The following is a 23,097-nucleotide window of genomic DNA, read 5'->3' on the forward strand; positions in this document are numbered from 1 at the left end:
AGATATTTTTGCGGCAAGATTTATGCACTGCTCCAGGCATTGATCTGCATCAATTCAGCTGCGCTTTGGCCGTGAAAATAGGCGTTTTACGCCATCATTCGATGACAATTGAATAGAATCGGTAAAACGCACGCGTGTATAAGCGCCGCGCCGTCCAACGCCGGCGCGGCGCTTGCATGATGATAGTCAGGCGGCCGGCGGCGGCTGGAAGGCGCAAAAGCCGGGCCACTGGTCGCGGCTGTCGCACACTTTCAGGCAGCCTTGATTGTCCTTGAAGGTGGCGACGACCTTGATGGGAAAGCCATATCTTGGCGTGGTGGCCAGGAAGGCGGACGGGCAGCTTTGCTCGTTGCTGAAACGGAAAGTGATTTCTTCGCGGCGCCCCTTGCGCGCAAAACTCAGCATGAAGGTTTCATTGCTGTTCCACTGCGCCTTGCCCGGCACGCGGAAACGGTAGCGCGGGCTGCCCGGCTGCTGCCCGTCAAGTTTCTGGCCGAAGACGCGGCTGCTGGCCGTGGCCGTCTCCACCTTGGCGATCGGATACGGCACGGCAAACATATAGGTGCCGGCAAAACCCTGGTCGAAGCCCAGGCCCTTCTGGTAGAACGGCACGACGATATGCGGCGCACCCGCATACTCCACGCTGTTGCGCGCCGTCATGCGCGACGTCAGCTTGTCATCGGGCGCTTGCCCGAAGACCACGTCCACTTCCACCAGCGCCTGGCTCTTGTCGATGTCTTGCGCCAGATAATCCCTGGGGGCGATCTCGCTGTGCACGCAGCCGGCCAGCAGGGCTGCGGCGAGGCAGCCGGCGATCAGTCTAGGTATGCTCATGGCTGTTTTCCCTCCGGCGGCGCGGAACTGAAGCCCAAGCCCGTCACTTGCCAGCCGCCCTTGCCTTGTTTCCATTGAAATTGCTGGCCGAACCAGGCCAGTTCCAGCTCGCGCCGGATGCGGTTGCTATCCGTGCGGCCTTGGCGCGCCTTGATGGCGGCGCCCGCCTGCGCGGAAGCGGCCTGCGACAAGGGCTTCAGCCACCGTTGATACGTGTCTGGCGGCAAGGCCAGCACGCCGGCCACGCCGTCGTCGCGCGTGGCGACGATGATCCCCACCTTCGTCAGCGCATTCGTCAGATACGCGCCGCGCCGCCCGTCGGGCGAGACGGAAACCAGCATGGCGGGTGCGTAATCGCCCGTGACGCCGCCCGGCACGTCAAACCACAGCAGCTCGCCCGTGTCCGTATCGAGCGCGCGGCCGTCGCGGGCAAACAGCAGCACCTTGGGGCGGCCCGGCTGCGGCACGCCCCATTCGGGGTCGCGCTCCGTGCGCACCATGTCGTCGCGCTGCAGGGGACTGAGGGGGCGCATCAGCGGTTCGCCATTCTGCACGCCGATGAGGATGGTGCCCTGGCCCGTGTAGCCCTTGGTGAATGCCAGCAGCATGGGCTGGCCCTCGCGCGTCGCTTTCAGCGGGCGCACCTCCACCACTTCGCGCGCGCCGCCGGGCCAGTAACCGTGCTTGCGGAAAGTCAAGGTGACGAGCGCGTCGTGGCGGTCGCGTGTGACGACAAAGTCGCCGTATTGCTGCATCACCGGCACGTATGGCGTTTGCGCCTGCGCGGCGGGCACGATGGCGGCGGCCAGCGCGGCGGCCGCCGCCAGGCGGTGTAAAGAAAAGAACAGCATGGCATCCTGTCAAGGTCGCACTGGGCGAAGGAACGCCATCATAAACGATTCATCGCCAGCAATACTGTCCAATAGGAAACATCAACGGCGCTGGATTTCGATCAGCTCGATCTCGAACAGCTTGGGCCACAGTTTGCCCGTGACAAACAGGCGTTTTCCCCGTGCATCCCAGGCGATGCCGTTGAGCACGGCGTCGGGATTGGCCGTGCCCCGCTGCTCGGGCGGCAGCAAGCCCGTCAGGTCGATCCAGCCCACCACCTTGCCGCTGGCCGGGTCGATGCGGGCGATCACATCCGCGCCCCACACATTGGCGAACAGTTGTCCGTCGACCATTTCCAATTCGTTCAGCCGCTCGATGGGGCGGCCCTCGGCCTTCACCTCGAAGCGGCGCACCTCGGCCATCGTTTTCGGATTCAGCACGCGGATGGCGGCCGTGCCGTCGCTCATGTAGACGAATTGACTGTCGCTGGCCAGGCCCCAGCCTTCGCCCTGGTAGCTGAACTTGCGTTTCAATTTGAAGGTTTTCAGGTCGAAGACATAGCCCGTCTGCGAAATCCACGTCAGGCCCAGGATCTCATCGCCCACGTCCGTGATGCCTTCGCCGAACACATTCTTGTCGAGCATGCTTTTCTGCAGCACCTTGCCCGTCGTCAACTCCACCTTGCGCAAGGAAGACTGGCCGTTCTGGCCCGTGCTTTCATACAGATGCCCATCCTTGAACAGCAAGCCCTGGGTGAACGCCTGGGGATCGTGCGGGTAGGTGTTCTTGACGAAATAGCCATACACGGGAATGGCGGCATGGGCGTAGCCCATTTCACTCATCAGCCCCACGGTGCATAACAATCCCAGCAGCAATGAGCCGGCCGTGCGTTTGAGTCTGGTATTGACGTTGATGTTCATCGGGTCGGGCGGAAGTTGGGATTCGCCTATTGTAAACGTGCCGCGTCCGCCATGCGCGCCCTGACGAGCTCAAGCCAGGCGCGCGCCGCGAACGACAGCCGCCCGCCCCGGCGCCAGGCCAGCATCAGATTCCACTCCACGGGCGGGCCGTCCAGGGGAATCACGTCAAATTGCGCGGCATCAAGCGTGTCGCAATACATCTTCGGCAGCAGGCACACACCCACGCCCAGCCGCACCAGCGAGGCGATAAAGTCCCACTGACCGCTGCGGCCCGTGATGCGCGGCGCGAAACCGGCGCGCTGGCAGGCATCCTGCACGATGTCGTTGAGGGCAAATGCGGCGCCGTAGAAAATGAAGGGGCTGTCGGCCAGCTCGGCCAGGGCGACCGAGGCGCGGCCCTGCCACGGCGAGCCAGGCGCGGCCAGCAGGCACAGCGGCGAGCGTACGAGGGGCAAGGCTTCGAAATCCTGCCAGGTGGCCGCATTGCCCGGGTAGTCGAGCATGGTGCCCAGTTCCACCGTGCCGGTGCGCAAGTCGCGCTCGATGGCCTGCGTGCCACTTTCATACATCTTCAGTTCGATGCCCGGATAGCGCTGGTGGTATTCGGCCAGCCATGGCGCCAGGGTCGAGTGCGTCTGCGGCGACACGCCGACGCGCAATTCGCCCCGCTCCAGATGTTGCAAGTCGCGCAATTCCACCTTCAGTTCCGCGTGCAGGGCCAGCAGTTCATGCGCGCGCGACAGCACCACCTTGCCCGCGTCCGTCAAAGTAAAGCGCTTGCCGGCGCGGTCCAGCAGAGCCAGGTCCAGCGATTGCTCCAGCTGTTGCACCATCTTGCTGACGGTGGGCTGCGTCACGTGCAGCCTGGCGGCCGCGCGCGTAAAACTGTTCTGTTCGACCACTTCGACGAAGTAGCGCAGGGAGCGGATATCCATAATGCATTCCAAAATAGAATGATGATCATGAGTTTAAGTCATTTTGTCTTTTGATGTGGGCTCACTACAATGAAACCTTCCTCCTGCCGTTTGAAAGCCCGCCGTGAAAGCCTTGCCCTGTTCCGCCGCCGCCCTGCCCTCCGTCCCCGTCTGGCGCCAGCCCGCGCAGACCGCGTGGCAAGTGGGTATCATGATTGCCGCCTGGTGGCTGGCCGACGCGGCCGCGTCCGCCCTGCACTTGCCGTTTTCCGGCGGGGTCGTAGGCCTGTTCGTGCTGGTGGCCCTGCTGCTGGCGGGCTGGGTGCGTCCGACCACCATCGAACTGGGCGCGAACTGGCTGCTGGCCAACATGCTGCTGTTCTTCATACCGCTGGTCGTGTCGGTGGTGCAATTTACGCAACTGTTGAAGTCGCAGGGCTTGATGCTGTTCGTAAATATCGGCCTGGGCTTTGCCAGCGTGATGCTGGCCACGGCGCTGACGGTGGAAGGGGTGTGCCGCTATGAACGCAAGTTGCGTCTGAATAAGCTGCTGCGCCAGCGCGCAGCCCGGGCGGCAGCATGAGCACCCTGCTGCTGTCGCTGCTGTTCCTGCTGCTGACCCTGGTATTGTTCTACGCCAACCAGGCCGTGCACCGCCGCCACCCGCATTTTCTGCTCACGCCCGCCATCTGCACCTCGGCGATATTGATTGTCATCGTGCAGGCCACCTCGACGCCGTTCGCCACGTATTTCGGCGAGACGCGCTGGCTGCCGTGGCTGCTGGGCCCGGCCACCATCGCGTTTGCGCTGCCCATCTTCCAGGAGCGCAAGCTGATCCGCAAGCATTGGCTGGCCTTGTCGCTGGGCAGCTGCGCCGGCATCGTGGCATCGGTCGCCGCCACCCTGCTGCTGGACCGGGTATTTGGCGTGCACGGCGACATGGCGCGCAGCCTGCTGGCCCGCTCCGTCTCCACGCCGTTCGCGCTGGAAGCGTCGCGCCACATGGGCGGCTCGGCGCAGCTGACGGGCATCTTCGTGGTGATGACGGGCTTGTTCGGCTTGATGCTGGGCAAGCCGCTGCTGAAACTGCTGCCCTTGCGCATGCGCATCGCCCGCGGCGCCCCATACGGCGCGGCCGCGCACGGCTTTGGCTTGTCCGTGGCGCGCCGCGTGGGCACGGAAGAAGGCGCAGTGGCCAGCTTGACGATGATCTTTTCCGGCGTCGTGACGGTGCTGCTGGCGCCGCTGCTGGGGCATGTGCTGGGCTAGCGGCCCGCTTGCAGCGCCTGCATGCCATGCACGATCAGGTCGATTCCCGCCAAAAAATCCGCGCGGTCGTCGTGCGCGCGCAGTTGGCCCGCCACCTTGCGGGCAAACGGAAACGCCTGCGCATCGAGGCGTGACCAGGCGCCCGCCAGGGTGTCGAGGAAATGCGCGCGTTCCAGGCCCCGTTCCCGGGCGATGACGGCATTGGCCGCATTCTGCCCGCTCACGCCCAGCAGATAATTGAGCAAGGCGCAAGCCGCCATCCACTGCCGGTCCTGCGGCACGCCCAGCGCATCGACCTGCCGGCCCAGGCGCTCCAGGATGCGCACGGTGGGCAGCTGGCCCGGCGCACGCGACAGGGCCGAGCCCAGCCATGGATGCGCATCCATGGCCTCGAACATGGCCAGCGCCACGGCGCGGATGCCCGCCTGCGGCGTATCGCCAGGCGGGGCGGCCTGCATGGCGCGGGCGACGATGGCGTCGCTGGCGGCCGTGAACAGGTCGTCCTTGTCGGCCACGTGCCAGTAGATGGCACCCGCTCCCGTGGCCAGGCGCGCGGCCAGGGCGCGGAAGGTCAGGCCGCCCTCGCCCGCTGTGTCGAGCAGGGCAATGGCGGCGTCGATGATGGTGTCGCGCGTCAGCGAGTCGGCGCGTCGTGGTGGGGTCGCTACGGTATGGGGCATCGCTTATCTTGACACAGATGATGGCTTGCCGCAAAATTCTTCTGGAACGTCGTTCCACTGTTATTTTGAACACCACCTGAAGGATCACCATGCATATCGCCATCATCGGCGCAGGGCTGGGCGGGCTGATGCTCGCCCGCGTGCTGCACGTCCACGGCATCGCCGCCACCGTGTATGAAGCGGATGCGTCGCCCCAGGCGCGCCGCCAAGGCGGCATGCTCGATATCCACGAAGAAACGGGCCAGCAAGCGCTGCGGGCGGCCGGCCTGCATGACGCCTTCCGCGCCCTCATCCATGCGGGCGGCGAAGCGAGCCGCGTGCTCGACCAGCACGGCACGGTTCTGCACGACGAAGGCGACGACGGCACGGGCGGCCGCCCCGAAGTGGCACGCGGGGAACTGCGCCGCATCCTGCTCGATGCCTTGCCTGAAGGCTGCGTGCGCTGGGGCCACAAACTGACCAGCATCGCAACGCTGGACGGCGGCCAACACCTTTTACACTTTGCGCATGGCGCCACGGCGGCCAGCGACCTGCTGGTAGGCGCGGACGGCGCCTGGTCCCGGGTGCGGCCGCTGCTCTCCAGCGCGCAGCCCGCCTACAGCGGCATTGTTTTCATTGAAACGTATCTGTTCGACAGCGACCGCCGCCATCCGGCCAGCGCGCAAGCCGTGGGCGCCGGCGCCCTGTTCGCGCTGGCGCCCGGCAAGGGCATCCAGGCCCACCGCGAAGCCGATGGCGTGCTGCATGCGTATGTGGCCCTGAGTAAACCCGAGGAGTGGCTGGCAGGCATCGATTTTGCCGACCCGGCCGCCGCGCGGGCAGCCATCGCCGCCCAGTTTGCCGGCTGGACGCCGGCGCTCACGGCCCTGATCACGGATGCGGACACGCCGCCCGTGCCCCGTCCCGTGCACCTGCTGCCCGCCGGCCACCGCTGGCAGCGCGTGGCGGGCGTAACCTTGCTGGGCGACGCGGCCCATTTGATGGCCCCGGCTGGAGAAGGCGCCAACCTGGCCATGCTGGACGGCGCCGAGCTGGCGCAGGCGCTTGCCGCGCACCCAAGCGACGTGGCGGCGGCCCTGCTGGCGTACGAAACGGCGCTGTTTGCGCGCAGCAGCGCGGCCGCGGCGGAGTCGGAGCGCATCCTGCGCCTGTGCTTCGGCGACGACGCGCCGCACGGCCTGGTGCGGTTCTTTACGGGCATGCAGGACGCCGGCCCGGCGCGCGCAGTGTGAACGGCGGCGCCAAAGCCCCACGCCGGCGGCCTTTATCGGGGATAATACGTCTTTCCCCATTCCAAGCAGCCGCGCCACGATGAAATACCCCGCAGTCCTTCCCTTCAGCGACATCCTGCCACGCCTGCATGAATTCGACGCCATCATCGACGTGCGCAGCCCGTCCGAGTTCGCGGAAGACCACTTGCCGGGCGCCATCAACCTGCCCGTGCTCGACGACGAGCAGCGCGTGCGCGTCGGCACGCTATATAAACAGACCAGTGCCTTCGAGGCGAAGAAGCTGGGCGCGGCGCTGGTGGCGAAGAATATCGCGCGGCATATCGAAGACGGTTTCCTCGGTCATCCGCAGCATTGGAAGCCGCTCGTCTACTGCTGGCGCGGCGGCAACCGCAGCGGCGCCATGGCGCACATCCTGGCGCGCATCGGCTGGCCTGTCACGCAGCTCGACGGCGGCTACAAGGATTACCGGCGCCACGTGAACGCCGAGCTGGCCACCCTGCCCGCGCGCTTCGATTTCATCAACGTGCTGTGCGGTCCGACAGGCAGCGGCAAGAGCCGCTTGCTGCAAGTGCTGGACCGGCAAGGCGCGCAGGTGATCGACCTGGAGCGATTGGCGGCGCACCGCGGCTCCGTGCTGGGCGGATTGCCCGAGGAAGACCAGCCCTCGCAAAAGGCGTTCGAAAGCGCGTTGTGGCAGCAGTTGCGCCAGTTTGACCCGGCGCTGCCCGTGTTCATCGAATCGGAAAGCAAGAAAGTGGGCCGCGTGCGCGTGCCCGACGCGCTGATGGAAAAGATGCGCGCGGCCGCCTGCACGGACGTGCGGCTGGCCACGGACCAGCGCGTGCAATTGCTGATGCAAGACTATGCGCATTTCGTCGGCGATGCACAGCGCCTGAACGTGCAGTTGGCCCTGTTGACGCAGCTGCACGGCAAGGAGAAAATCGCCCATTGGCAGCAGCTGGCGACGGCGGGCCGGATGGCCGAGCTGGTGGAAGAGCTGCTGGTCCAGCATTACGACCCCGTCTACCGGCAATCGATCGCCCGCAACTTCAGCCGCTATGCCCAGGCGACGCCGCTGGTCTTGCCCGATATTTCAGAACATGCCTTTGAGCAAGCCGCGCGCGCATTATGTGCTATCGTCGGCGAACCCCGTACCGCCAGCGCCGCGTAAGCGCCGGCGCAGCTTTTAGTGACCTTTTTCAGCAGGATGACGACCATGTCCGATAGCGCAGCAACATCCAATACACCCATCCGATTGACCGAATTTGCCCATGGCGGCGGCTGCGGCTGCAAGATTGCGCCCGGCGTGCTGGCCGACATCTTAAAGGGCAGCGGTGGCTTTCCCCTGCCGAAGGAATTGCTGGTCGGCATAGAAACCTCCGACGACGCGGCCGTCTACCAGCTCAACGACGAGCAGGCGCTGATCGCCACGACGGATTTCTTCATGCCCATCGTCGACGATCCCTTCGACTTCGGCCGCATCGCCGCCACCAATGCCATTTCCGACGTGTACGCCATGGGCGGCACGCCCATCATGGCGCTGGCCCTGGTGGGCATGCCGATCAACAAGCTGCCCGTGGAAACCATCGGCCTCATCTTGAAAGGCGGCGAAACCATCTGCGCCCAGGCCGGCATCCCCATCGCGGGCGGCCACACCATCGATTCCGTCGAGCCGATCTACGGCCTCGTCGTGCTGGGCCTGGTGCATCCGTCGCAAGTGAAGCGCAACGCGGGCGCGCGCGCCGGCGATAAACTGGTATTGGGCAAGCCGATCGGCGTGGGCATCCTGTCGGCCGCGCTGAAGAAGAATGCGCTCGACGCGGACGGCTACGCCTCGCTGATCGACAACACCACCAAATTGAATACCCCGGGCAAGAAACTGGCCCTGCTCGACGGCGTGCATGCGCTGACGGACGTGACGGGCTTCGGCTTGCTGGGCCACACCCTGGAACTGGCGCGCGGCGCCAAGTTGCAGGCGCGTATCGCCATGGCTGACGTGCCGCTGCTGCCGCAAGTGCAGCAACTGGCGCAGAATGGCAACATCACGGGCGCCTCGGGCCGCAACTGGCAGGGCTACGGCGCGCAAGTGGCGCTGGACGACAGCCTCAGCGCCATCGACAAGGCGATCCTGACGGACCCGCAAACGGCCGGCCCCCTGCTGGTGGCCTGCGCGCCGGAAGCCGTCGAGCAAGTGCTGGCGATTTTCCGCGCCGAAGGCTTTGGCGACGCCGGCGTCATCGGCGAGATGCAGGATGGCACGACCGGTGTTTCCGTATATTAATGAACAATCTTTCAAAGGCATTCCCATGACCACGTTCTCCAACAAGTTCCCCGCCATCCTGGCCACCGTCGCCGCCACCCTGGCCATCCACAGCGGCCTGGCGCAGGCGCAGCAGGTATTGCGTGTGTCCGCCATCCCCGACGAAGCGCCGACGGAATTGCAGCGCAAGTTCAAGCCGCTGGGCAGCTACCTGGAGAAAAAGCTGGGCATGAAGGTGGAATTTACGCCCGTCACCGATTACGCGGCCTCCGTGGAAGGCTTGATCAATCACAAGCTCGACATGGTCTGGTTCGGCGGTTTCACGTTTGTACAAGCCAACGTGCGCAGCGGCGGCAAGATCGTGCCGCTGGTGCAGCGCGAGGAAGACACGAAGTTCCGCTCCGTGTTCGTGACCACCAGCAAGGACATCAACCAATTGTCTGACCTGAAAGGCAAGAACTTCACGTTCGGCTCGGAATCGTCGACCTCGGGCCACTTGATGCCCCGGTACTACTTGCTGGCCGCCAAGATCAATCCGGATACGGACATGAAGCGCATCGCGTTTTCGGGCGCGCATGACGCCACCGTGGCCGCCGTCGCCGGCGGCAAGGTCGATGCGGGCACCTTGAACATTTCCGTGTGGGAAAAGCTGGTGGAAGCGAAAAAGGTCGATCCCGCCAAGGTGCGCGTGTTCTACACGACGCCGGGCTACTACGATTACAACTGGAGCGTGCGCGCCGACATGAATCCCGTCGTGCGCAAGAAGCTGACGGACGCCTTCCTGGCCCTGGACCCATCGACGGCCGAAGGCAAGGAAATCCTCGAACTGCAGCGCGCCACGAAGTTCATCCCGACCAAGGCCGAGAACTACAAGGATATCGAAGCGGCCGCGCGCGACGCGAAGCTGTTGAAGTAAACGACGTCGACGCGTTTTATCGTAGGTCGGATTAGCGGCAAAGCCGCGTAATCCGACACAAGCGATAATGCCAACAATGTTGTCGGATTACGGCCTCCGGCCTAATCCGACCTACGCTGCCGTCGCATGGCGTCATCCGACACACCACCGCCCCCCCCACACCGAACATCGCATGACATTCCAACTTCACAAGGTCTGCGTCCACCACGCGGGTGCCGCCGGCAGTGCGCTGGCCCTGCGTGACGTGGACCTGGACGTGGCCCAGGGCGAACAGATCGCCCTGATCGGCCCTTCCGGCGCCGGCAAGACCAGCCTGCTGCACACCTTGGCCTGCGCGCTGCGCCCTGAGTCCGGCAGCTTGAGCATACTCGGCAGTTCTCCCTGGCAACTTGCCAACGGCGAACGCCACGCCTTGCGCGCGCGCCTGTTTTTGGCGCCGCAAACGCCGCCGCTGCCGCCGCGCCAGCGCGTCGTCAACGCCGTGCTGGCGGGCCGCTTGCCGCAATGGAGCTTGTGGACGGCCATCCGTTCGCTGGCCGCGCCCGTCGATCCGCGCGCCGCGTGGGAAGCGCTGGGCAAATTCAACCTGCAGGATAAGCTGTACGCCAGGGTCGACCGCCTGTCCGGCGGCGAACGCCAGCGCTGCGGCATGGCGCGCGCGCTCGTGTCGGATGCGCAACTCTTCCTCATCGACGAACCGCTGTCCGCGCTCGACCCCACGCTCGCCTTGCAGACGATCCATGTGCTGCAGGCGGAAGCGACGGCACGCAATGCCACCCTGATCTGCAGCCTGCACCAGGTGGACATCGCGCGCGCCTGCTTTACGCGCATCGTCGCCTTGCGCGACGGCCAGATCGTCTTCGACCTGCCTGGCTCCGAGGTCAGCGACGCCATGATCGCCGAGCTGTACCGCAACAAGGCGGACGCCGCGCCCCAGTTCGAGGCCGTGGAAGCGAAACTGGACGCCGCGAGGCCCCTTTGCTGAAGAATACCGCCATGCCGCGCGACCCCGCCTGGCGCGGCCGCCTGACCGGGACTGCCATCGTGCTGCTCGTGCTGTGGCCGATGCTGGTGCAGGCCGAGTTCAAGCCGTGGATACTCTGGGATGCGCAAAGCCTGGCTGCCACCTGGCAATTCATCGCCAGCTTCGTGCCGCCCGCCCACTCGCTGGAATTTTTGCAGCTGGTGGCCATTTCCAGCTGGGAAACCATCGCCATGGCCACGGCCGGCATGGCGCTGGCCATGCTGGGCGCCATTCCCTTGACCTTGCTGGTGACGGAGCGTTTGTCGATTTCGCGCATCGGTTCCGGCCAGGTGTCGCCGCTGGCCGCCGCCGTGCGCCACGCCGTCCGTGCGCTGCTGGTGCTGCTGCGCAGCGTGCCTGAACTGGTCTGGGCCTTGCTATTGGTACGCATCGTGGGACTGGGGCCGACGGCGGGCGTGATCGCCATCGCCCTCACGTATTGCGGCATGCTGGGCAAGGTGTATGCGGAAATCCTCGAATCGTCGGACGCCGCCGCCTGCAACGCACTATTGAATAACGGCAGCGGCAGATTAAAGGCATTGCTGTACGGCGCCCTGCCCGAATCGGCCGCCGAACTGGTCTCGTACACGATCTACCGCTGGGAATGCGCGATCCGCGGCTCCGTCGTCATGGGGTTTGTCGGCGCGGGCGGCCTGGGCCAGCGCATGGATGAATCGATGAAGATGATGGCGGGCAATGAATTGGCCACCATGCTGATGGTGTTCGTGCTGCTGGTGGCGGGCGCCGATGCCGTGTCCGCCATGCTGCGCCGGAGGCTGGCATGAAGACGGAACCGATGTTGCCCGTCCCTGCTCCCGTGCGCTGGTCGACCTGGGCCTTGCTGGCCGGTTTGCTGCTGCTGGTCATCGCCAGCTTCGCCACCCTGCCCCTGAAATGGGGAGAATTCTTCAGTGCCGACGCCGTGCGCACGAGCGCCGATTTCCTGCACGGCTTCGCCCCGCCCGAGCTGGCCAGCCCCTTCCTGATGAAAGTCGGCGTGGCCACCTTCGAGACCCTGGCCATGTCGGCCATCGGCACGGTGATTGCCGCTCTTCTGGGGGCGCTGCTGGCCCTGCCCGCCAGCGGGCGTTTCGGCGGCCTGGCGCGCAATGCGACGCGCGCCGTGTTGAATGTGCTGCGCTCGATTCCCGAACTGGTGTGGGCTTCGATCCTGCTGATCGCCGCCGGCCTGGGCCCGTTCGCCGGCACCCTGGCCCTGGCCCTGCACACGGTGGGCGTGCTGGGGCGCTTGTTTGCCGATGCCTTCGAAAATTGCCCGCCCTTGCCGGCCGCCACCTTGCGCATCAATGGCGCCCGGCCCGCCGTGGCCTTTTTGTATGCGACCTTGCCGCAGTGCGGGCCGCAGATGATGTCCTACACCCTGTACCGCTGGGAGAACAATATCCGCGCCGCCGCCATCCTCGGCGTCGTCGGCGCGGGCGGCCTGGGGCAGATGCTGAAGTACCATTTGTCGCTGTTCCAGATGCAGAACGCCGCCACCGTCATCGTCGCCATGCTGCTGATGGTGGCCGCCGTCGATGGCCTCAGCTACCTGCTGCGCCGCGCCATGACCCGTTAATTTTCACTTTTCATAAGGAATACCCATGTCAGGCTGGTGGACGATTATCTCGACAGAAACGCCGGAGCAAATGGCCGATATGACGAAAGTCAACAAGGATGCGTTTCTCGCCAGCTGGGAAGCGGGCCTGTTCGGCGCCGACTGGATCGCGCAATTGTGCCAGCAAGGCAAGGCGACTCAGCTGGCCTTCAACGGCTTTCCCAACCGCTACACGGCCCAGGCCGGCGTCATCGCGCCCCTGCTGCTGGCGGGCATCGCCGAAGCGCAGGAGGGCGAGTTTCCGCAAGATCAGCTGACGGGCTGGCCCGGCAGCATTACCGTGTATCCGGAGCGCATCGCCGCCTGCGCGCCCGGACAGCTGCTGACGGTGGAAATATGGGATCAATCATGACAGCTCAACATGGCAAGGTTCCCCTGCAGACCGAGCACCTGGCCTGGTTCAGCCAGCACCTGGGCGGGCGCTTCCGCACGGCAGGATTGCGCATTCAATTTCATGACAACCAGCAAGCTGGCATCCATTGGCAGGTGGCATGTCCCGAAGAATACCAGGCGGCCATCCTGCAAGGCTTGCATGAGGGCATGAACGACGCTTTCCCCCACTATCTGGCAAGCCACGGCATGTGGATCACGGCCGTGCTGGTGGACGACGTCAACTCTTCACCCGATGCCTTTTACCGCGCGGGCTTGCTGGTGGTCGCCCAGGCCAGGGCACTGCTGGAACTGTCAGGACGCGCATACAACTTGGCGTGAGCAAATGTACGGGAACGGCAGCAAACCAGGCTGCGATCCTGTTAATATTATTCAATACTTTTCACCTCCACGGCCGCCCCGGCCAGTTAAGGAATGCCGCAGCGTTGAATCCCCTTCTCATCCGCGCCACCACCGCCAGCGACTGGCCAGCGCTGAAGTCCACGCGCCTGGCCGCGCTGCTCGATGCCCCCACGGCCTTTGGCGCCAGCCACGCCAGCGCGGCCCGTTTTTCCGATGCCGACTGGCGGCAGCGCGCCGTCAGCACGCGGCAGCGCGCGTTTTTTCTCGCCTTCGATGGAGAGCAAGCCATCGGCCTGGCCGCGCAAGTGGTGGCCGGCAATGGCGAGTGCCATTTGATCGCCATGTGGGTACAGTCCGCATATCGCGGCCTGGACGTGGCGCAAGGCCTGGTCGACGCCGTGAAACAATGCGCGGTGAACAACGGCCATTCCCGGCTGGTACTCGACGTCGCGCCCGAGAATGTACGCGCGGCAGCGTTCTATCAGAAACAGGGCTTTGTGTTCTTGCCGGAATGGGAAGCGCTGGAAAGCCATCCGCATATTCAGGTACAGAAGATGGAGTGGCTGGCGCCGGCATAATGGCCTTATTTTGTTATGTATCCGGCGGCCAGTCCGGCGGCTATGCGATATCTTGCCATCGAATCCGGGAAAACAGCGGTTTCAAGCACTTCATTCATCCCAATTGACGCTCTGTCTTAAAAACCTGCTCGTCCCTGTGTTTTTTTCTACACTCACGTTTTCATTGATGAATAGAAAGATCGGGTATGCGTGCCATTAAAAGAGCGGGGTTTCTGCTGTGTTTGTGCGGTGCTGCGGCGCAGGCCTGCGCTGATACGGAACCAGCCGCGGAACAGGCCAGCCAAGAGGCGGCTGCGTCAGTCAGCGTAAAGGGCATGCGGGATCCGGACTGGAAGCCCTACAGTGCCATGCTCAAGGGCGTCGAACGCTTCGAGGAAAAGCATGCGCTGGCGCCCGGCACGGAGTTGAAATTCATCCTGGAGCCGCGCCGTGCCGACGTTGACATGCATGGCATCGCGCTGCGGCTGGAAAGCGACGAGGCGGGCCTGGCGATACCGTTGGAGGAGCGCAATATCTTCAGCTTGCCCGTCGGACAGGGTCCGCTGTACTACAAGGCCGAGCTGACAGTGAACCGCAAGGCGGGCTCGGTCAGGTGGATACCCTACGTCAGGAGCGCGGCGACCAGCGACACGCTGCGCCGTCTGGGCGACCTGCGGCTGGCCTGCGAAGTCCACTGGGCCATCGACAAGGAGACCTTGCCTTTCGCCATGCGCACCATGATGAGCGCAATGGGCGGGCCCTGCAATTTCGTGTCGAAAAAGGGCACCTACAGCTTTACGGAAACGCGGCGCATCACGGCCGCGACGATCAGTTTCAATGGGAAAAGCGCGCCCGTGCCATTCAGCGGCTCGTCGTTCACTCCGCCGTTGCGGGAGCAGGACTGGAGCGACGACAGTTCGATCGAACTGACATTCGAGAACGACCACACTGCGCAGTGACTACCGAAATGTCTACTTGACCCGCTGCTTCTCCAGCTTGCGCGCCAGGGTGCGCCGGTGCATGCCCAGCCTTCTCGCCGTTTCCGAGATATTGAAATCCGTCTCGGCCAGCATTTCGTGGATGCGCTCCCACTCCAGGGTCTTGATGTTGGTGGCGCGATTCGTCAGTTCGATGTCGGCGTTGCCGGCCACGTGGCCGAAGGCCGCTTCGATGTCGTCCGTGTTCGACGGTTTCGCCAGGTACTGGCAGGCGCCCAGCTTGATGGCTTCGACGGCCGTGCCGATGCTGGCGTAGCCCGTCAGCACGACGATCAGCATTTCCGGGTCGTGCTGGTGCAGCATCTGCACGCAGGCCAGGCCCGAGGTGTTGCCATTGAGTTTCAAATCGACGACGGCGTAGTCGGGGCAATGCTGCTCCAGCAAGGCGCTGGCCTCGTCGAAATTGGTGGCCAGGATGACCTGGTAGCCACGCCGTTCGAACGAGCGGCCCAGGGTGCGGGCAAACGCGGCATCGTCTTCCACGATCAGTAACAGACGGTCATCCTGCATGGTGGTCGCTTTCTCTTTCCAGTTTGATGGCCGCCAGCGGCAAGGCCAGGTGCACCACCGCCCCGCCCTGCACCCGGTTGCGCGCCGTCACCGTGCCGCCCAGGGTACGCGCGACATTGACCACCAGGAACAGACCGAGGCCGCCGCCGGGCTTGCCCTTACTGCTTTGATATGGCTTGCCCAGGTGCGTCAGCATCGACGGCTCGAAGCCGGGGCCCGCATCGGTAACGACCAGGTGCAGGGCGTCCGCTTCGCGCGTCGCTTCGAAGCGCAGCCACTCGGGCGACGCTTCCAGCGCATTGTCGAGCACGTTGCAGATGGTTTGTTTCAGGGTCGAATCGAAGACGACGGGCACGTCGTGCTCGATGCGGTTATCGTACTCGAAATCCTGGATCGGGCGGCTCGTGCGCCACTCGTCGACCAGGTCGTTGAGGAAGGTATTGATCGTCGTCTTGACGGAAGATTCCCCGCGCGCCTCGCCCGCAGACAATAAAATGCCGCTGACGATGCTCTTGCAGCGCTGCAATTGCGCTTGCATTTCCGTGATTTCTTCCAGCAATTCGCTGTTCTTGCTCAGTTCCGGCATGCGGCGCCAGTCGCCGAGGATGACGGACAGGGTCGCCAGCGGCGTGCCCAGCTCGTGCGCGGCGCCCGAGGCCAGCAGGCCCATGCGGATGATGTGCTCTTCTTCCGCCGCGCGCTGGCGCAAATCGGCCACCTTGGCGTCGCCGGCGCGCTGGTTGCGGTTGATGCGCGTGATGAACACCACCAGCAAGGCGGCGTTCAAAATAAAACAGATCAGCAGGCCCTGCACGTACAGGCTGGAAAACCCCCGCTCGGGGTCGATCGGCAGGATCAAGGGGCCGGGCAGCAAGGCCAGGCCGGCCAGGCACAGGCTGGTAATGGCCACCATGATCCAGGTCGACCACACTTCCAGCAGCACGGCGCTGAGGATAACTTGCAGTAAGTACAGGAAGGCAAACGGGTTGCTGATGCCGCCGCTCAGGTAGAGCTGTGCCGTCAGCACGGTGACGTCGACCAGCAGGGCAAGAAAGAGCGCCGTGTTGGAAACGGGCTGGCGCTCGTGCCAGCGCAAGAGGCTGGCCAGATTGAAGGCGATCAGGCAGGACAGCACTTCGAGCATGTAGGGCACGGGCAAGGCGATGCCCAGTCCCACGCCCACGCCGAAGATGGTGCTGATCTGGCCGATCACGGCCAGCCAGCGCAGCTGGATCAGCAGCTTCATGTTCTGGTGGCCGGCCGGATGCTCCATCTCGGCCGCCACCGTACCGCGCTCCAGTACTTCGCGGTTGGGCAGGATTTCAATCCTGCCCGGCATGGTCGCTTTCTTGCGTGGCGGCGCTACGGCGCGCGCGGCGGCGCTTGTCCTCGCGCACGATCCACCACGTGATGCCGGCCACCATCAGGGCCAGGGCGAACCAGGTCAGCGCATACACGAGATGGTTGTTGTGGAAGGAGATCACGGTCAGGCCGCCGACGGGGGCGTCAACGGCCGTTTCCGATTTTTCCTTCGCATCGACGAAATACGGCGCCACGTTGGTGAGCATGTGCGAGGCGGCGATGGCGGCCACGTCGCGCGAATACCAGTGCTGCGTGGCGGGACTGTTTTCACGCAGGAAACCGCCGCCCGTCTCGCTGACGCGCAGCAAGCCGTCGACCTCGACGATGCCGGGCGGCGTGCCGGCGGCGATGCCGGCGCGCTTGGCCACGAAGCCGCGGTTGATGAGTACGGTGCTGCCGTCGGTCAGGCGCAAGGGTGTGATTAACCAATAGCCGCTGCCCAATGCCGTCGTTGCCTGCACCAGGGTATTCAAAATGGGGAGATAGGTACCGGAGAGTCGCACGTGGCGGTATTCATCCGTTTGTGGCGTGATGCTGACCCAGGCTGCGGGTCCAGGCGCGTCCGTTGCGGGCGCATGTACGCGTTGTTCGACGCGCTCGATCAGGTCAAGCTTCCAGAACAGGCGCTTGACTTGCCAGGTGCCCAGGGCACAGAAACCGGCAAACAAGATCCCCGCCAGCAAGGCTAGCGCATACCGCACAGCCATGCCGCGTGGGCCTGGCGCGGCATCTTGCGATGCGGCGCCAGGGGCGCGCCCGGTGTTGCTTGGGCGCGTATTACTCATCATGGAGCCGTTTTCGTATGCATGTACTCAGGCATCAGATCCGGCATCATGTTGTGGTTCATGTGGTACATGACCCACAGGGAACCGGCCATGGCGATACCCACGATCATGATCGTGAAGATCAGCGCCATCATGTTCCAGCCGCCTTCGGACTTGGTGTTCATGTGCAGGAAGTACACCATGTGCACCACCACTTGAACGGCCGCGAACGCCAGCAGGACGAGGCCCATGGTGCCCGAGTTGGTGATGGCTTTCGTCATCACCAGCCAGAACGGAATGGCCGTCAGGATCACCGACAGGATGAAACCGATGGCGTAGCTTTTCAGGCTGCCATGATCGTGGTTGTCATGGTGGTGGCTATCGCCGTGTGTGTGGTGGTCGCTCATGGCAGCACTCCCATCAGGTAGACAAAGGTGAAGACGCCGATCCAGATGACGTCCAGGAAGTGCCAGAACAGCGACAGGCACATCATGCGGCGGCCGTTTTCCGGGGTCAGGCCATGCTTGTTCAACTGGAACATCAAGGTCACGAGCCAGATCACGCCGAACGTCACGTGCAAGCCGTGGGTACCGACCAGGGCAAAGAACGACGACAGGAACGCGCTGCGTTGCGGACCGGCGCCTTCGTGGATCAGATGCATGAATTCATACATTTCCAGCGACAGGAAGGCCAGGCCGAACAGGCCCGTGATGCCCAGCCAGACCAGGGTGCTGCGCAATTGCTTGCGCTGCATGGCCAGCATGGCGAAGCCGTAGGTGATCGACGACAGCAGCAGCATGGCCGTGTTGACGGCCACCAGCGGCAGGTCGAACAGCGCGGCGCCCGTCGGGCCGTCCGCATAGCTGCGGCCCAGCACTGCATAGGTGGCGAACAGACAGGCGAAGATCAGGCAATCGCTCATCAGGTAGAGCCAGAAACCCAGCAGGCTGCCGTTTTCCGGGTGGTGCTCGCGCACAAAGTAGCTGCGCGTGCTTGGTGCGGCGCCAGCGGCGCCGGTGTTATGGGCGATGGTATCAGACATGGCTGCTCAGCAATTTAGTATAAGCGTCTTCGGTACGGACCACTTCTTCCGCAGGAATGTAGTAATCGCGCTTGTAGTTAAAGGTATGGACGATGATGGTGACCATCATGATCACGAAGCCGATGCTGGCGACGAGCCACATTTGCCAGATCAGGCCAAAACCGACCAGTGCGGACAGTGCGGCGATCACGAAACCAGCCCAGGTGTTCTTCGGCATGTGGATCTTCGTGAAACCGGACGTCGGACGCTGGTAACCGTGTTTCTTCATGTCAGTCCATGCATCGAGTTCGTGCACTTGTGGCGTGAAGGCGAAATTATAGTCTGGCGGTGGCGACGACGTCGACCATTCCAGCGTACGGCCGCCCCATGGGTCGCCGGTGACGTCGCGCAGGGCGTGACGGTTGCGGAAACTGACATAGAACTGCATCAGCAGGGAACCGATGCCCAGCGCGATCGAGACGGCGCCGAACCAGGCGATGATGGTCCAGATTTGCAGCGACGGATCTTCAAAGTGGTTGACACGGCGGGTCACGCCCATCAGGCCCAGCACGTACAGCGGCATGAAGGCCAGGTAGAAGCCGACGAACCAGAACCAGAACGAGCATTTGCCCCAGAACGCGTCGAGCTTGTAGCCGAAGGCTTTCGGGTACCAGTAGTTAATTGCAGCAAATACACCGAACACCACGCCGCCGATAATCACGTTATGGAAGTGGGCGATCAGGAACAGGCTGTTGTGCAGCACGAAATCCGCTGGTGGTACGGCCAGCAGCACGCCGGTCATGCCGCCGATGGTGAAGGTGACCATGAAGCCGATCGTCCACAGCATCGGCAGTTCGAAGCGGATACGGCCGCGGTACATGGTAAACAGCCAGTTGAAGATCTTCGCGCCCGTCGGGATCGAAATGATCATCGTCGTGATGCCGAAGAAGGAGTTGACGCTGGCGCCCGAACCCATGGTGAAGAAGTGATGCAGCCATACCAGGTACGACAGGATCATGATGACGCAGGTGGCGTACACCATCGAGGCGTAGCCGAACAGACGCTTGCTGCTGAACGTGGCGACGACTTCCGAGAACACGCCGAACAGCGGCAGGATCAGGATGTAGACTTCCGGGTGACCCCAGATCCAGATCAGGTTGACGTACATCATGGCGTTGCCGCCCAGTTCCGTCGTGAAGAAGTTAAAGCCGGCAACGCGGTCCAGCGACAGCATGGCCAATACAGCCGTCAGCACCGGGAAGGCGGCGACGATCAGGATGTTGGTGCACAGCGCGGTCCAGGTGAAGACAGGCATTTTCATCCAGGTCATGCCAGGCGCGCGCATCTTGACGATGGTGGCGATCAGGTTGACACCGGACAATAGCGTCCCGACCCCGGCAATCTGCAAGGACCAGATGTAATAGTCTACCCCCACGTCCGGACTGCCGACGATGCCCGACAGCGGCGGATAGGCCAGCCAGCCCGTGCGGGCGAATTCGCCGACGAACAGCGAAGCCATCACCAGGACGGCGCCCATGGTGGTCATCCAGAAGCTGAAGTTGTTAAGGAAAGGGAAAGCCACGTCGCGCGCGCCGATCTGCAGCGGCACCACGTAGTTCATCAGACCCGTCACGAAAGGCATCGCGACGAAGAAGATCATGATCACGCCGTGGGCGGTGAAGATCTGGTCGTAGTGATGCGGTGGCAGGAAGCCGGCATTGTCGCCAAAGGCGATCGCCTGCTGGGTACGCATCATCAGCGCGTCGGCAAAGCCGCGCAGCAGCATGACGAGGCCCAGGATCATGTACATGATACCGATTTTTTTATGGTCGATACTGGTGATCCAGTCGCGCCACAGGGTACCCCAGACGCGGAAATACGTCAGTGCCGCAACGAGTGCGATACCGCCCAGGGCGACCATGGCAAAGGTCACCAGCAGGATAGGTTCGTGAAATGGAATTGCATCCCAAGTCAGACGGCCGAATATAAGCTTCGTCAGATCAATATGGTCTAGCATTGTTACTCTCAGAGAAAAAAGGGAGGCGCCAGGCAAGCGGCGCCAGTATCTGCAGCGCAATGCGCTGCGGGATTCATGCAGTCGTTACTTGGCTTGAACGCCCTTTTCAACCACTGCATCGCTAGCGACTACTGCCGTTACGGCCGCTACCGGGCTTTTTGCCATCGTCAATTTGTATGGCTCGACCGGCGTCACGCACAGGGCGTCGGAAACGATGGTGCGGTTCAGGATTGCCTTGTACAGATCGTTAGGCACGGCGCTGTAGCGGCGCACCGGATCGCGTTCGCTAGGCTGGGCCAGCGACAGGTAGTCGTCGCGGTTCAGCGCACCGCCACCGGCACGTGCCGATTCCACCCATTTGTCGAAGTCCGCATCGTTGACGCCGTGGAACTTGAAGCGCATGCCCGAGAAACCGGCACCGCTGTAGTTCGCGGAGAAGCCTTTATAGACACCCGGCTTGTTGATGACCGCATTCAACTGCGTTTCCATGCCCGGCATGGCGTAGATCTGACCTGCCAGTGCGGGGATGAAGAAGGAGTTCATGACGGACGACGCGGTGATCTTGAAGCGGATCGGACGATCGACGGGCGCGTACAGTTCATTCACGGAAGCGATGCCTTGCTCCGGGTAGATGAACAGCCATTTCCAGTCCAGGGCCACGACTTCGACGATCATCGGCTTGTGGCTGGCGGGAATGGGACGGTTGGCGTCGATACGGCTCAATGGGCGGTATGGATCGAGAGTGTGGGTGCTGATCCAGGTCAGCAGGCCCAGCACGATGATGATCAGCAGGGGCGCGCCCCAGATAATCAGCTCGAGGCGAGTCGAGTGGTCCCAGTCCGGCTCGTATTTGGCCGCGGTGTTGTTTTTTCTATAGCGCCATGCGAACAGCAGGGTCAGGGCGATTACCGGAACGATAATCAACAGCATCAGCAATGTCGAGATGACAATCAGATTGCCTTGCTGAACTGCGATGTCGCCAGACGGATTCAGTACCACCGTATTGCAACCAGCCAACAATGCGAGAGGTAAAAGAAGCAGTCCGCGACGAACTTTTAATGAAAACATACAGGAAAGTCCAGTACAGGGGATGAAGATATGGTACTGTATTCTCACTGGAGCGCACTGGCAATTGGACGTTTTGTCCTACCCCTTGCTCGGACTTTCACTTGGTAGTCGAGGACTTCTCCTACAACTATCTAATGAATAGTCCTGCTCCGGGCGTGAGACACCCGGGGTAAGTTACGCGTTGGCCGAACTCGAAACGATATTGGAGACGATCATCATGTCCAGCACGCGCACACACAGCGGCGATGTACCCGCCGACTTTTCCCCCCATTCCCTGCGCGACGCACGCGGGGCCGGCACGGTCGAATCGCATATCGACCCCGGTGAGATCGCCGTCGGCGTGATCATCGGCCGCGCTTCCGAATACTTTGACTTCTTTGTCTACGCCATCGCCTCGGTGCTGGTGTTTCCGCGCGTCTTCTTCCCGTTCGAGGAACGCCTGGAAGGAACCTTATATGCGTTCCTGATCTTCTCGTTCGCCTTCATCGCCCGTCCGTTCGGCACCGTGATCTTCATGGAGATCCAGCGCCGCATGGGACGCAGCGCCAAGCTGACGTTCGCCCTCTTCCTCCTGGGCGTGTCGACGGCCGGCATCGCTTTCCTGCCGACGTACTCCCACCTGGGCTTTGCCGCCATCATCTGGCTGTCCGTGCTGCGCATCGGCCAGGGCGTGGCCCTGGGCGGCTCGTGGGATGGCTTGCCGTCGCTGCTGGCCCTGAACGCGCCGGAAAACAAGCGCGGCTGGTACGCCATGCTGGGCCAGCTGGGCGCGCCCACCGGCTTCCTGATCGCCGCCGGCCTGTTCTGGTTCATGCTGACCAGCCTGACGGATGAAGACTTCCTCGACTGGGGCTGGCGCTATCCCTTCTATGTGGCCTTCGCCATCAACGTGGTCGCCCTGTTTGCCCGTCTGCGCCTGGTGTCGACGAATGAATATGCGCGCCTGCTCGACGAACGCGAACTGCAGCCCGTGAGCGTGTTTGAAATGAGCCGCGGCCAGGGCCGCAACGTGCTGATCGGCGCACTCGCCGCGCTGGCCAGCTATGCGCTGTTCCACCTGGTCACCGTGTTCCCGCTGTCGTGGATTTCCGTCTACCAGACGCGTTCGGCCCCGGACTTCCTGCAAATCCAGATGATGGGCGCCGTGCTGGCCGCCGTCGGCGTCGTGATTTCCGGCTTGCTGGCCGATAAAGTGGGCCGCCGCACCACCCTGGGCGTGCTGGCCGTACTGATCGCCATCTTCAGCGCCTTCGTGCCGACCCTGATGGGCGGCGGCAATACGGGCCAGGACGTGTTCATCCTCGTGGGCTTCAGCCTGCTGGGCCTGTCCTACGGCCAGGCTGCCGGCGCCGTGACGGCCAACTTCCCTGCCCGCTTCCGCTATACGGGCGCGGCCCTGACGTCCGACCTGGCCTGGCTGGTCGGTGCCGGCTTCGCGCCGCTGGTGGCGCTGGGCCTGTCGGCCAACTTCGGCCTCGCCTATGTCAGCTTCTACCTGCTGTCGGGCGCCGTCGCCTCGCTGGCCGCCCTGAGCCTGAACCGGGCGCTGGAAATCCGCGACTGACATATA

The 23,097-nt window shown here is 63.4% G+C and carries 26 protein-coding genes; 14 read left to right on the forward strand and 12 right to left on the reverse strand.

The genetic code is table 11. The features are described from left to right. Positions 1–186: 186 nt before the first annotated feature. From AC07VH_RS02775 to AC07VH_RS02790, 4 genes are all read right to left on the reverse strand, one after another. Positions 187–834 (reverse strand): hypothetical protein, encoded by a 648-nt coding sequence (locus AC07VH_RS02775; RefSeq protein WP_494786698.1) that lies wholly within the window; start codon positions 832–834, stop codon positions 187–189. Continuing rightward, entirely contained in the window at positions 831–1,685 is an 855-nt protein-coding gene (locus AC07VH_RS02780) for a hypothetical protein (RefSeq protein ID WP_494786699.1), read from the reverse strand. The genes AC07VH_RS02775 and AC07VH_RS02780 overlap by 4 nt, the downstream gene beginning before the upstream one ends. Positions 1,686–1,766: 81 nt before the next feature. Beyond that, complete coding sequence (locus tag AC07VH_RS02785) at positions 1,767–2,585, reverse strand: glutaminyl-peptide cyclotransferase (RefSeq protein WP_494786700.1); 819 nt, start codon at positions 2,583–2,585, stop codon at positions 1,767–1,769. Between the two features lie 26 nt (positions 2,586–2,611). Beyond that, positions 2,612–3,520 (reverse strand): LysR family transcriptional regulator, encoded by a 909-nt coding sequence (locus AC07VH_RS02790; protein ID WP_494786701.1) that lies wholly within the window; start codon positions 3,518–3,520, stop codon positions 2,612–2,614. Positions 3,521–3,623: 103 nt separating this feature from the next. Between AC07VH_RS02790 and AC07VH_RS02795 the strand changes: the two genes are divergently transcribed. Next, a complete protein-coding gene (locus AC07VH_RS02795; protein ID WP_494786702.1) occupies positions 3,624–4,082 on the forward strand; it encodes a CidA/LrgA family protein in 459 nt (152 codons plus the stop codon). Then, entirely contained in the window at positions 4,079–4,768 is a 690-nt protein-coding gene (locus AC07VH_RS02800; protein WP_494786703.1) for an LrgB family protein, read from the forward strand. Before AC07VH_RS02795 ends, AC07VH_RS02800 begins: the two co-directional genes overlap by 4 nt. On the opposite strand, the gene AC07VH_RS02805 is transcribed toward AC07VH_RS02800, so the two are convergent. After that, positions 4,765–5,448 carry a TetR/AcrR family transcriptional regulator gene (locus AC07VH_RS02805; protein ID WP_494786704.1) on the reverse strand — a complete coding sequence of 228 codons (684 nt, stop codon included), beginning with the start codon at positions 5,446–5,448 and terminating at the stop codon, positions 4,765–4,767. The two genes, AC07VH_RS02800 and AC07VH_RS02805, sit on opposite strands and share 4 nt — an antisense overlap. A gap of 89 nt (positions 5,449–5,537) precedes the next feature. On the opposite strand from AC07VH_RS02805, the gene AC07VH_RS02810 reads away from it, so the two are divergent. The 11 genes from AC07VH_RS02810 (at position 5,538) to AC07VH_RS02860 (ending at position 14,746) form a co-directional block, all read left to right on the forward strand. After that, positions 5,538–6,680, forward strand: a complete 1,143-nt coding sequence (locus tag AC07VH_RS02810) for an FAD-dependent oxidoreductase (RefSeq protein ID WP_494786705.1) — start codon at positions 5,538–5,540, stop codon at positions 6,678–6,680. 79 nt (positions 6,681–6,759) lie between these two features. Beyond that, complete coding sequence (mnmH, locus tag AC07VH_RS02815) at positions 6,760–7,851, forward strand: tRNA 2-selenouridine(34) synthase MnmH (RefSeq protein WP_494786706.1); 1,092 nt, start codon at positions 6,760–6,762, stop codon at positions 7,849–7,851. A gap of 45 nt (positions 7,852–7,896) precedes the next feature. Then, on the forward strand, positions 7,897–8,961 hold the full coding sequence (selD, locus tag AC07VH_RS02820; protein ID WP_494786707.1) for a selenide, water dikinase SelD: 1,065 nt from the start codon (positions 7,897–7,899) through the stop codon (positions 8,959–8,961). 25 nt (positions 8,962–8,986) lie between these two features. Continuing rightward, the gene (locus tag AC07VH_RS02825; RefSeq protein WP_076568598.1) at positions 8,987–9,856 is read left to right on the forward strand and encodes a putative selenate ABC transporter substrate-binding protein; all 870 of its coding nucleotides are present in this window, start codon (positions 8,987–8,989) and stop codon (positions 9,854–9,856) included. Positions 9,857–10,028: 172 nt separating this feature from the next. Continuing rightward, positions 10,029–10,841, forward strand: a complete 813-nt coding sequence (locus AC07VH_RS02830) for a phosphonate ABC transporter ATP-binding protein (RefSeq protein WP_494786708.1) — start codon at positions 10,029–10,031, stop codon at positions 10,839–10,841. An 11-nt stretch (positions 10,842–10,852) separates the two neighbouring features. Next, a complete protein-coding gene (locus AC07VH_RS02835) occupies positions 10,853–11,665 on the forward strand; it encodes a PhnE/PtxC family ABC transporter permease (RefSeq protein ID WP_494787107.1) in 813 nt (270 codons plus the stop codon). After that, positions 11,662–12,459, forward strand: a complete 798-nt coding sequence (gene phnE / locus AC07VH_RS02840) for a phosphonate ABC transporter, permease protein PhnE (RefSeq protein ID WP_494786709.1) — start codon at positions 11,662–11,664, stop codon at positions 12,457–12,459. Before AC07VH_RS02835 ends, phnE begins: the two co-directional genes overlap by 4 nt. A 25-nt stretch (positions 12,460–12,484) precedes the next feature. After that, entirely contained in the window at positions 12,485–12,850 is a 366-nt protein-coding gene (locus tag AC07VH_RS02845; protein WP_494786710.1) for a hypothetical protein, read from the forward strand. Beyond that, positions 12,847–13,209, forward strand: coding sequence for a hypothetical protein (locus tag AC07VH_RS02850; RefSeq protein ID WP_494786711.1), 363 nt, complete (start codon positions 12,847–12,849; stop codon positions 13,207–13,209). Before AC07VH_RS02845 ends, AC07VH_RS02850 begins: the two co-directional genes overlap by 4 nt. 104 nt (positions 13,210–13,313) lie before the next feature. Continuing rightward, positions 13,314–13,808 carry a GNAT family N-acetyltransferase gene (locus AC07VH_RS02855; RefSeq protein ID WP_494786712.1) on the forward strand — a complete coding sequence of 165 codons (495 nt, stop codon included), beginning with the start codon at positions 13,314–13,316 and terminating at the stop codon, positions 13,806–13,808. A gap of 314 nt (positions 13,809–14,122) precedes the next feature. Next, positions 14,123–14,746: a hypothetical protein gene (locus AC07VH_RS02860; protein WP_494786713.1), complete on the forward strand. Its 624-nt coding sequence runs from the start codon at positions 14,123–14,125 to the stop codon at positions 14,744–14,746. 12 nt (positions 14,747–14,758) lie between these two features. Here AC07VH_RS02860 and AC07VH_RS02865 read toward each other — a convergent pair whose 3' ends face one another. From AC07VH_RS02865 to cyoA, 7 genes are all read right to left on the reverse strand, one after another. Continuing rightward, on the reverse strand, positions 14,759–15,295 hold the full coding sequence (locus tag AC07VH_RS02865) for a response regulator transcription factor (protein WP_034788474.1): 537 nt from the start codon (positions 15,293–15,295) through the stop codon (positions 14,759–14,761). After that, positions 15,285–16,634 carry an ATP-binding protein gene (locus AC07VH_RS02870; protein ID WP_494786714.1) on the reverse strand — a complete coding sequence of 450 codons (1,350 nt, stop codon included), beginning with the start codon at positions 16,632–16,634 and terminating at the stop codon, positions 15,285–15,287. Before AC07VH_RS02870 ends, AC07VH_RS02865 begins: the two co-directional genes overlap by 11 nt. Next, the gene (locus AC07VH_RS02875) at positions 16,618–17,445 is read right to left on the reverse strand and encodes an SURF1 family protein (protein ID WP_494786715.1); all 828 of its coding nucleotides are present in this window, start codon (positions 17,443–17,445) and stop codon (positions 16,618–16,620) included. The genes AC07VH_RS02870 and AC07VH_RS02875 overlap by 17 nt, the downstream gene beginning before the upstream one ends. After that, positions 17,442–17,828 (reverse strand): cytochrome o ubiquinol oxidase subunit IV, encoded by a 387-nt coding sequence (cyoD, locus tag AC07VH_RS02880; protein ID WP_034788483.1) that lies wholly within the window; start codon positions 17,826–17,828, stop codon positions 17,442–17,444. The genes AC07VH_RS02875 and cyoD overlap by 4 nt, the downstream gene beginning before the upstream one ends. Beyond that, complete coding sequence (cyoC, locus tag AC07VH_RS02885) at positions 17,825–18,463, reverse strand: cytochrome o ubiquinol oxidase subunit III (protein ID WP_475413830.1); 639 nt, start codon at positions 18,461–18,463, stop codon at positions 17,825–17,827. Before cyoC ends, cyoD begins: the two co-directional genes overlap by 4 nt. Next, complete coding sequence (cyoB, locus tag AC07VH_RS02890; RefSeq protein WP_489627249.1) at positions 18,456–20,459, reverse strand: cytochrome o ubiquinol oxidase subunit I; 2,004 nt, start codon at positions 20,457–20,459, stop codon at positions 18,456–18,458. The genes cyoC and cyoB overlap by 8 nt, the downstream gene beginning before the upstream one ends. Positions 20,460–20,543: 84 nt before the next feature. Next, positions 20,544–21,527: a ubiquinol oxidase subunit II gene (gene cyoA / locus AC07VH_RS02895; protein WP_230537640.1), complete on the reverse strand. Its 984-nt coding sequence runs from the start codon at positions 21,525–21,527 to the stop codon at positions 20,544–20,546. Positions 21,528–21,744: 217 nt separating this feature from the next. Here cyoA and AC07VH_RS02900 point away from each other — a divergent pair, with 217 nt between their 5' ends. Next, positions 21,745–23,091, forward strand: coding sequence for an MFS transporter (locus AC07VH_RS02900; RefSeq protein ID WP_494786716.1), 1,347 nt, complete (start codon positions 21,745–21,747; stop codon positions 23,089–23,091). The last annotated feature ends 6 nt before the right edge of the window (positions 23,092–23,097 follow it).

Source organism: Janthinobacterium sp. GW821-FHT03C10 (assembly GCF_059420865.1).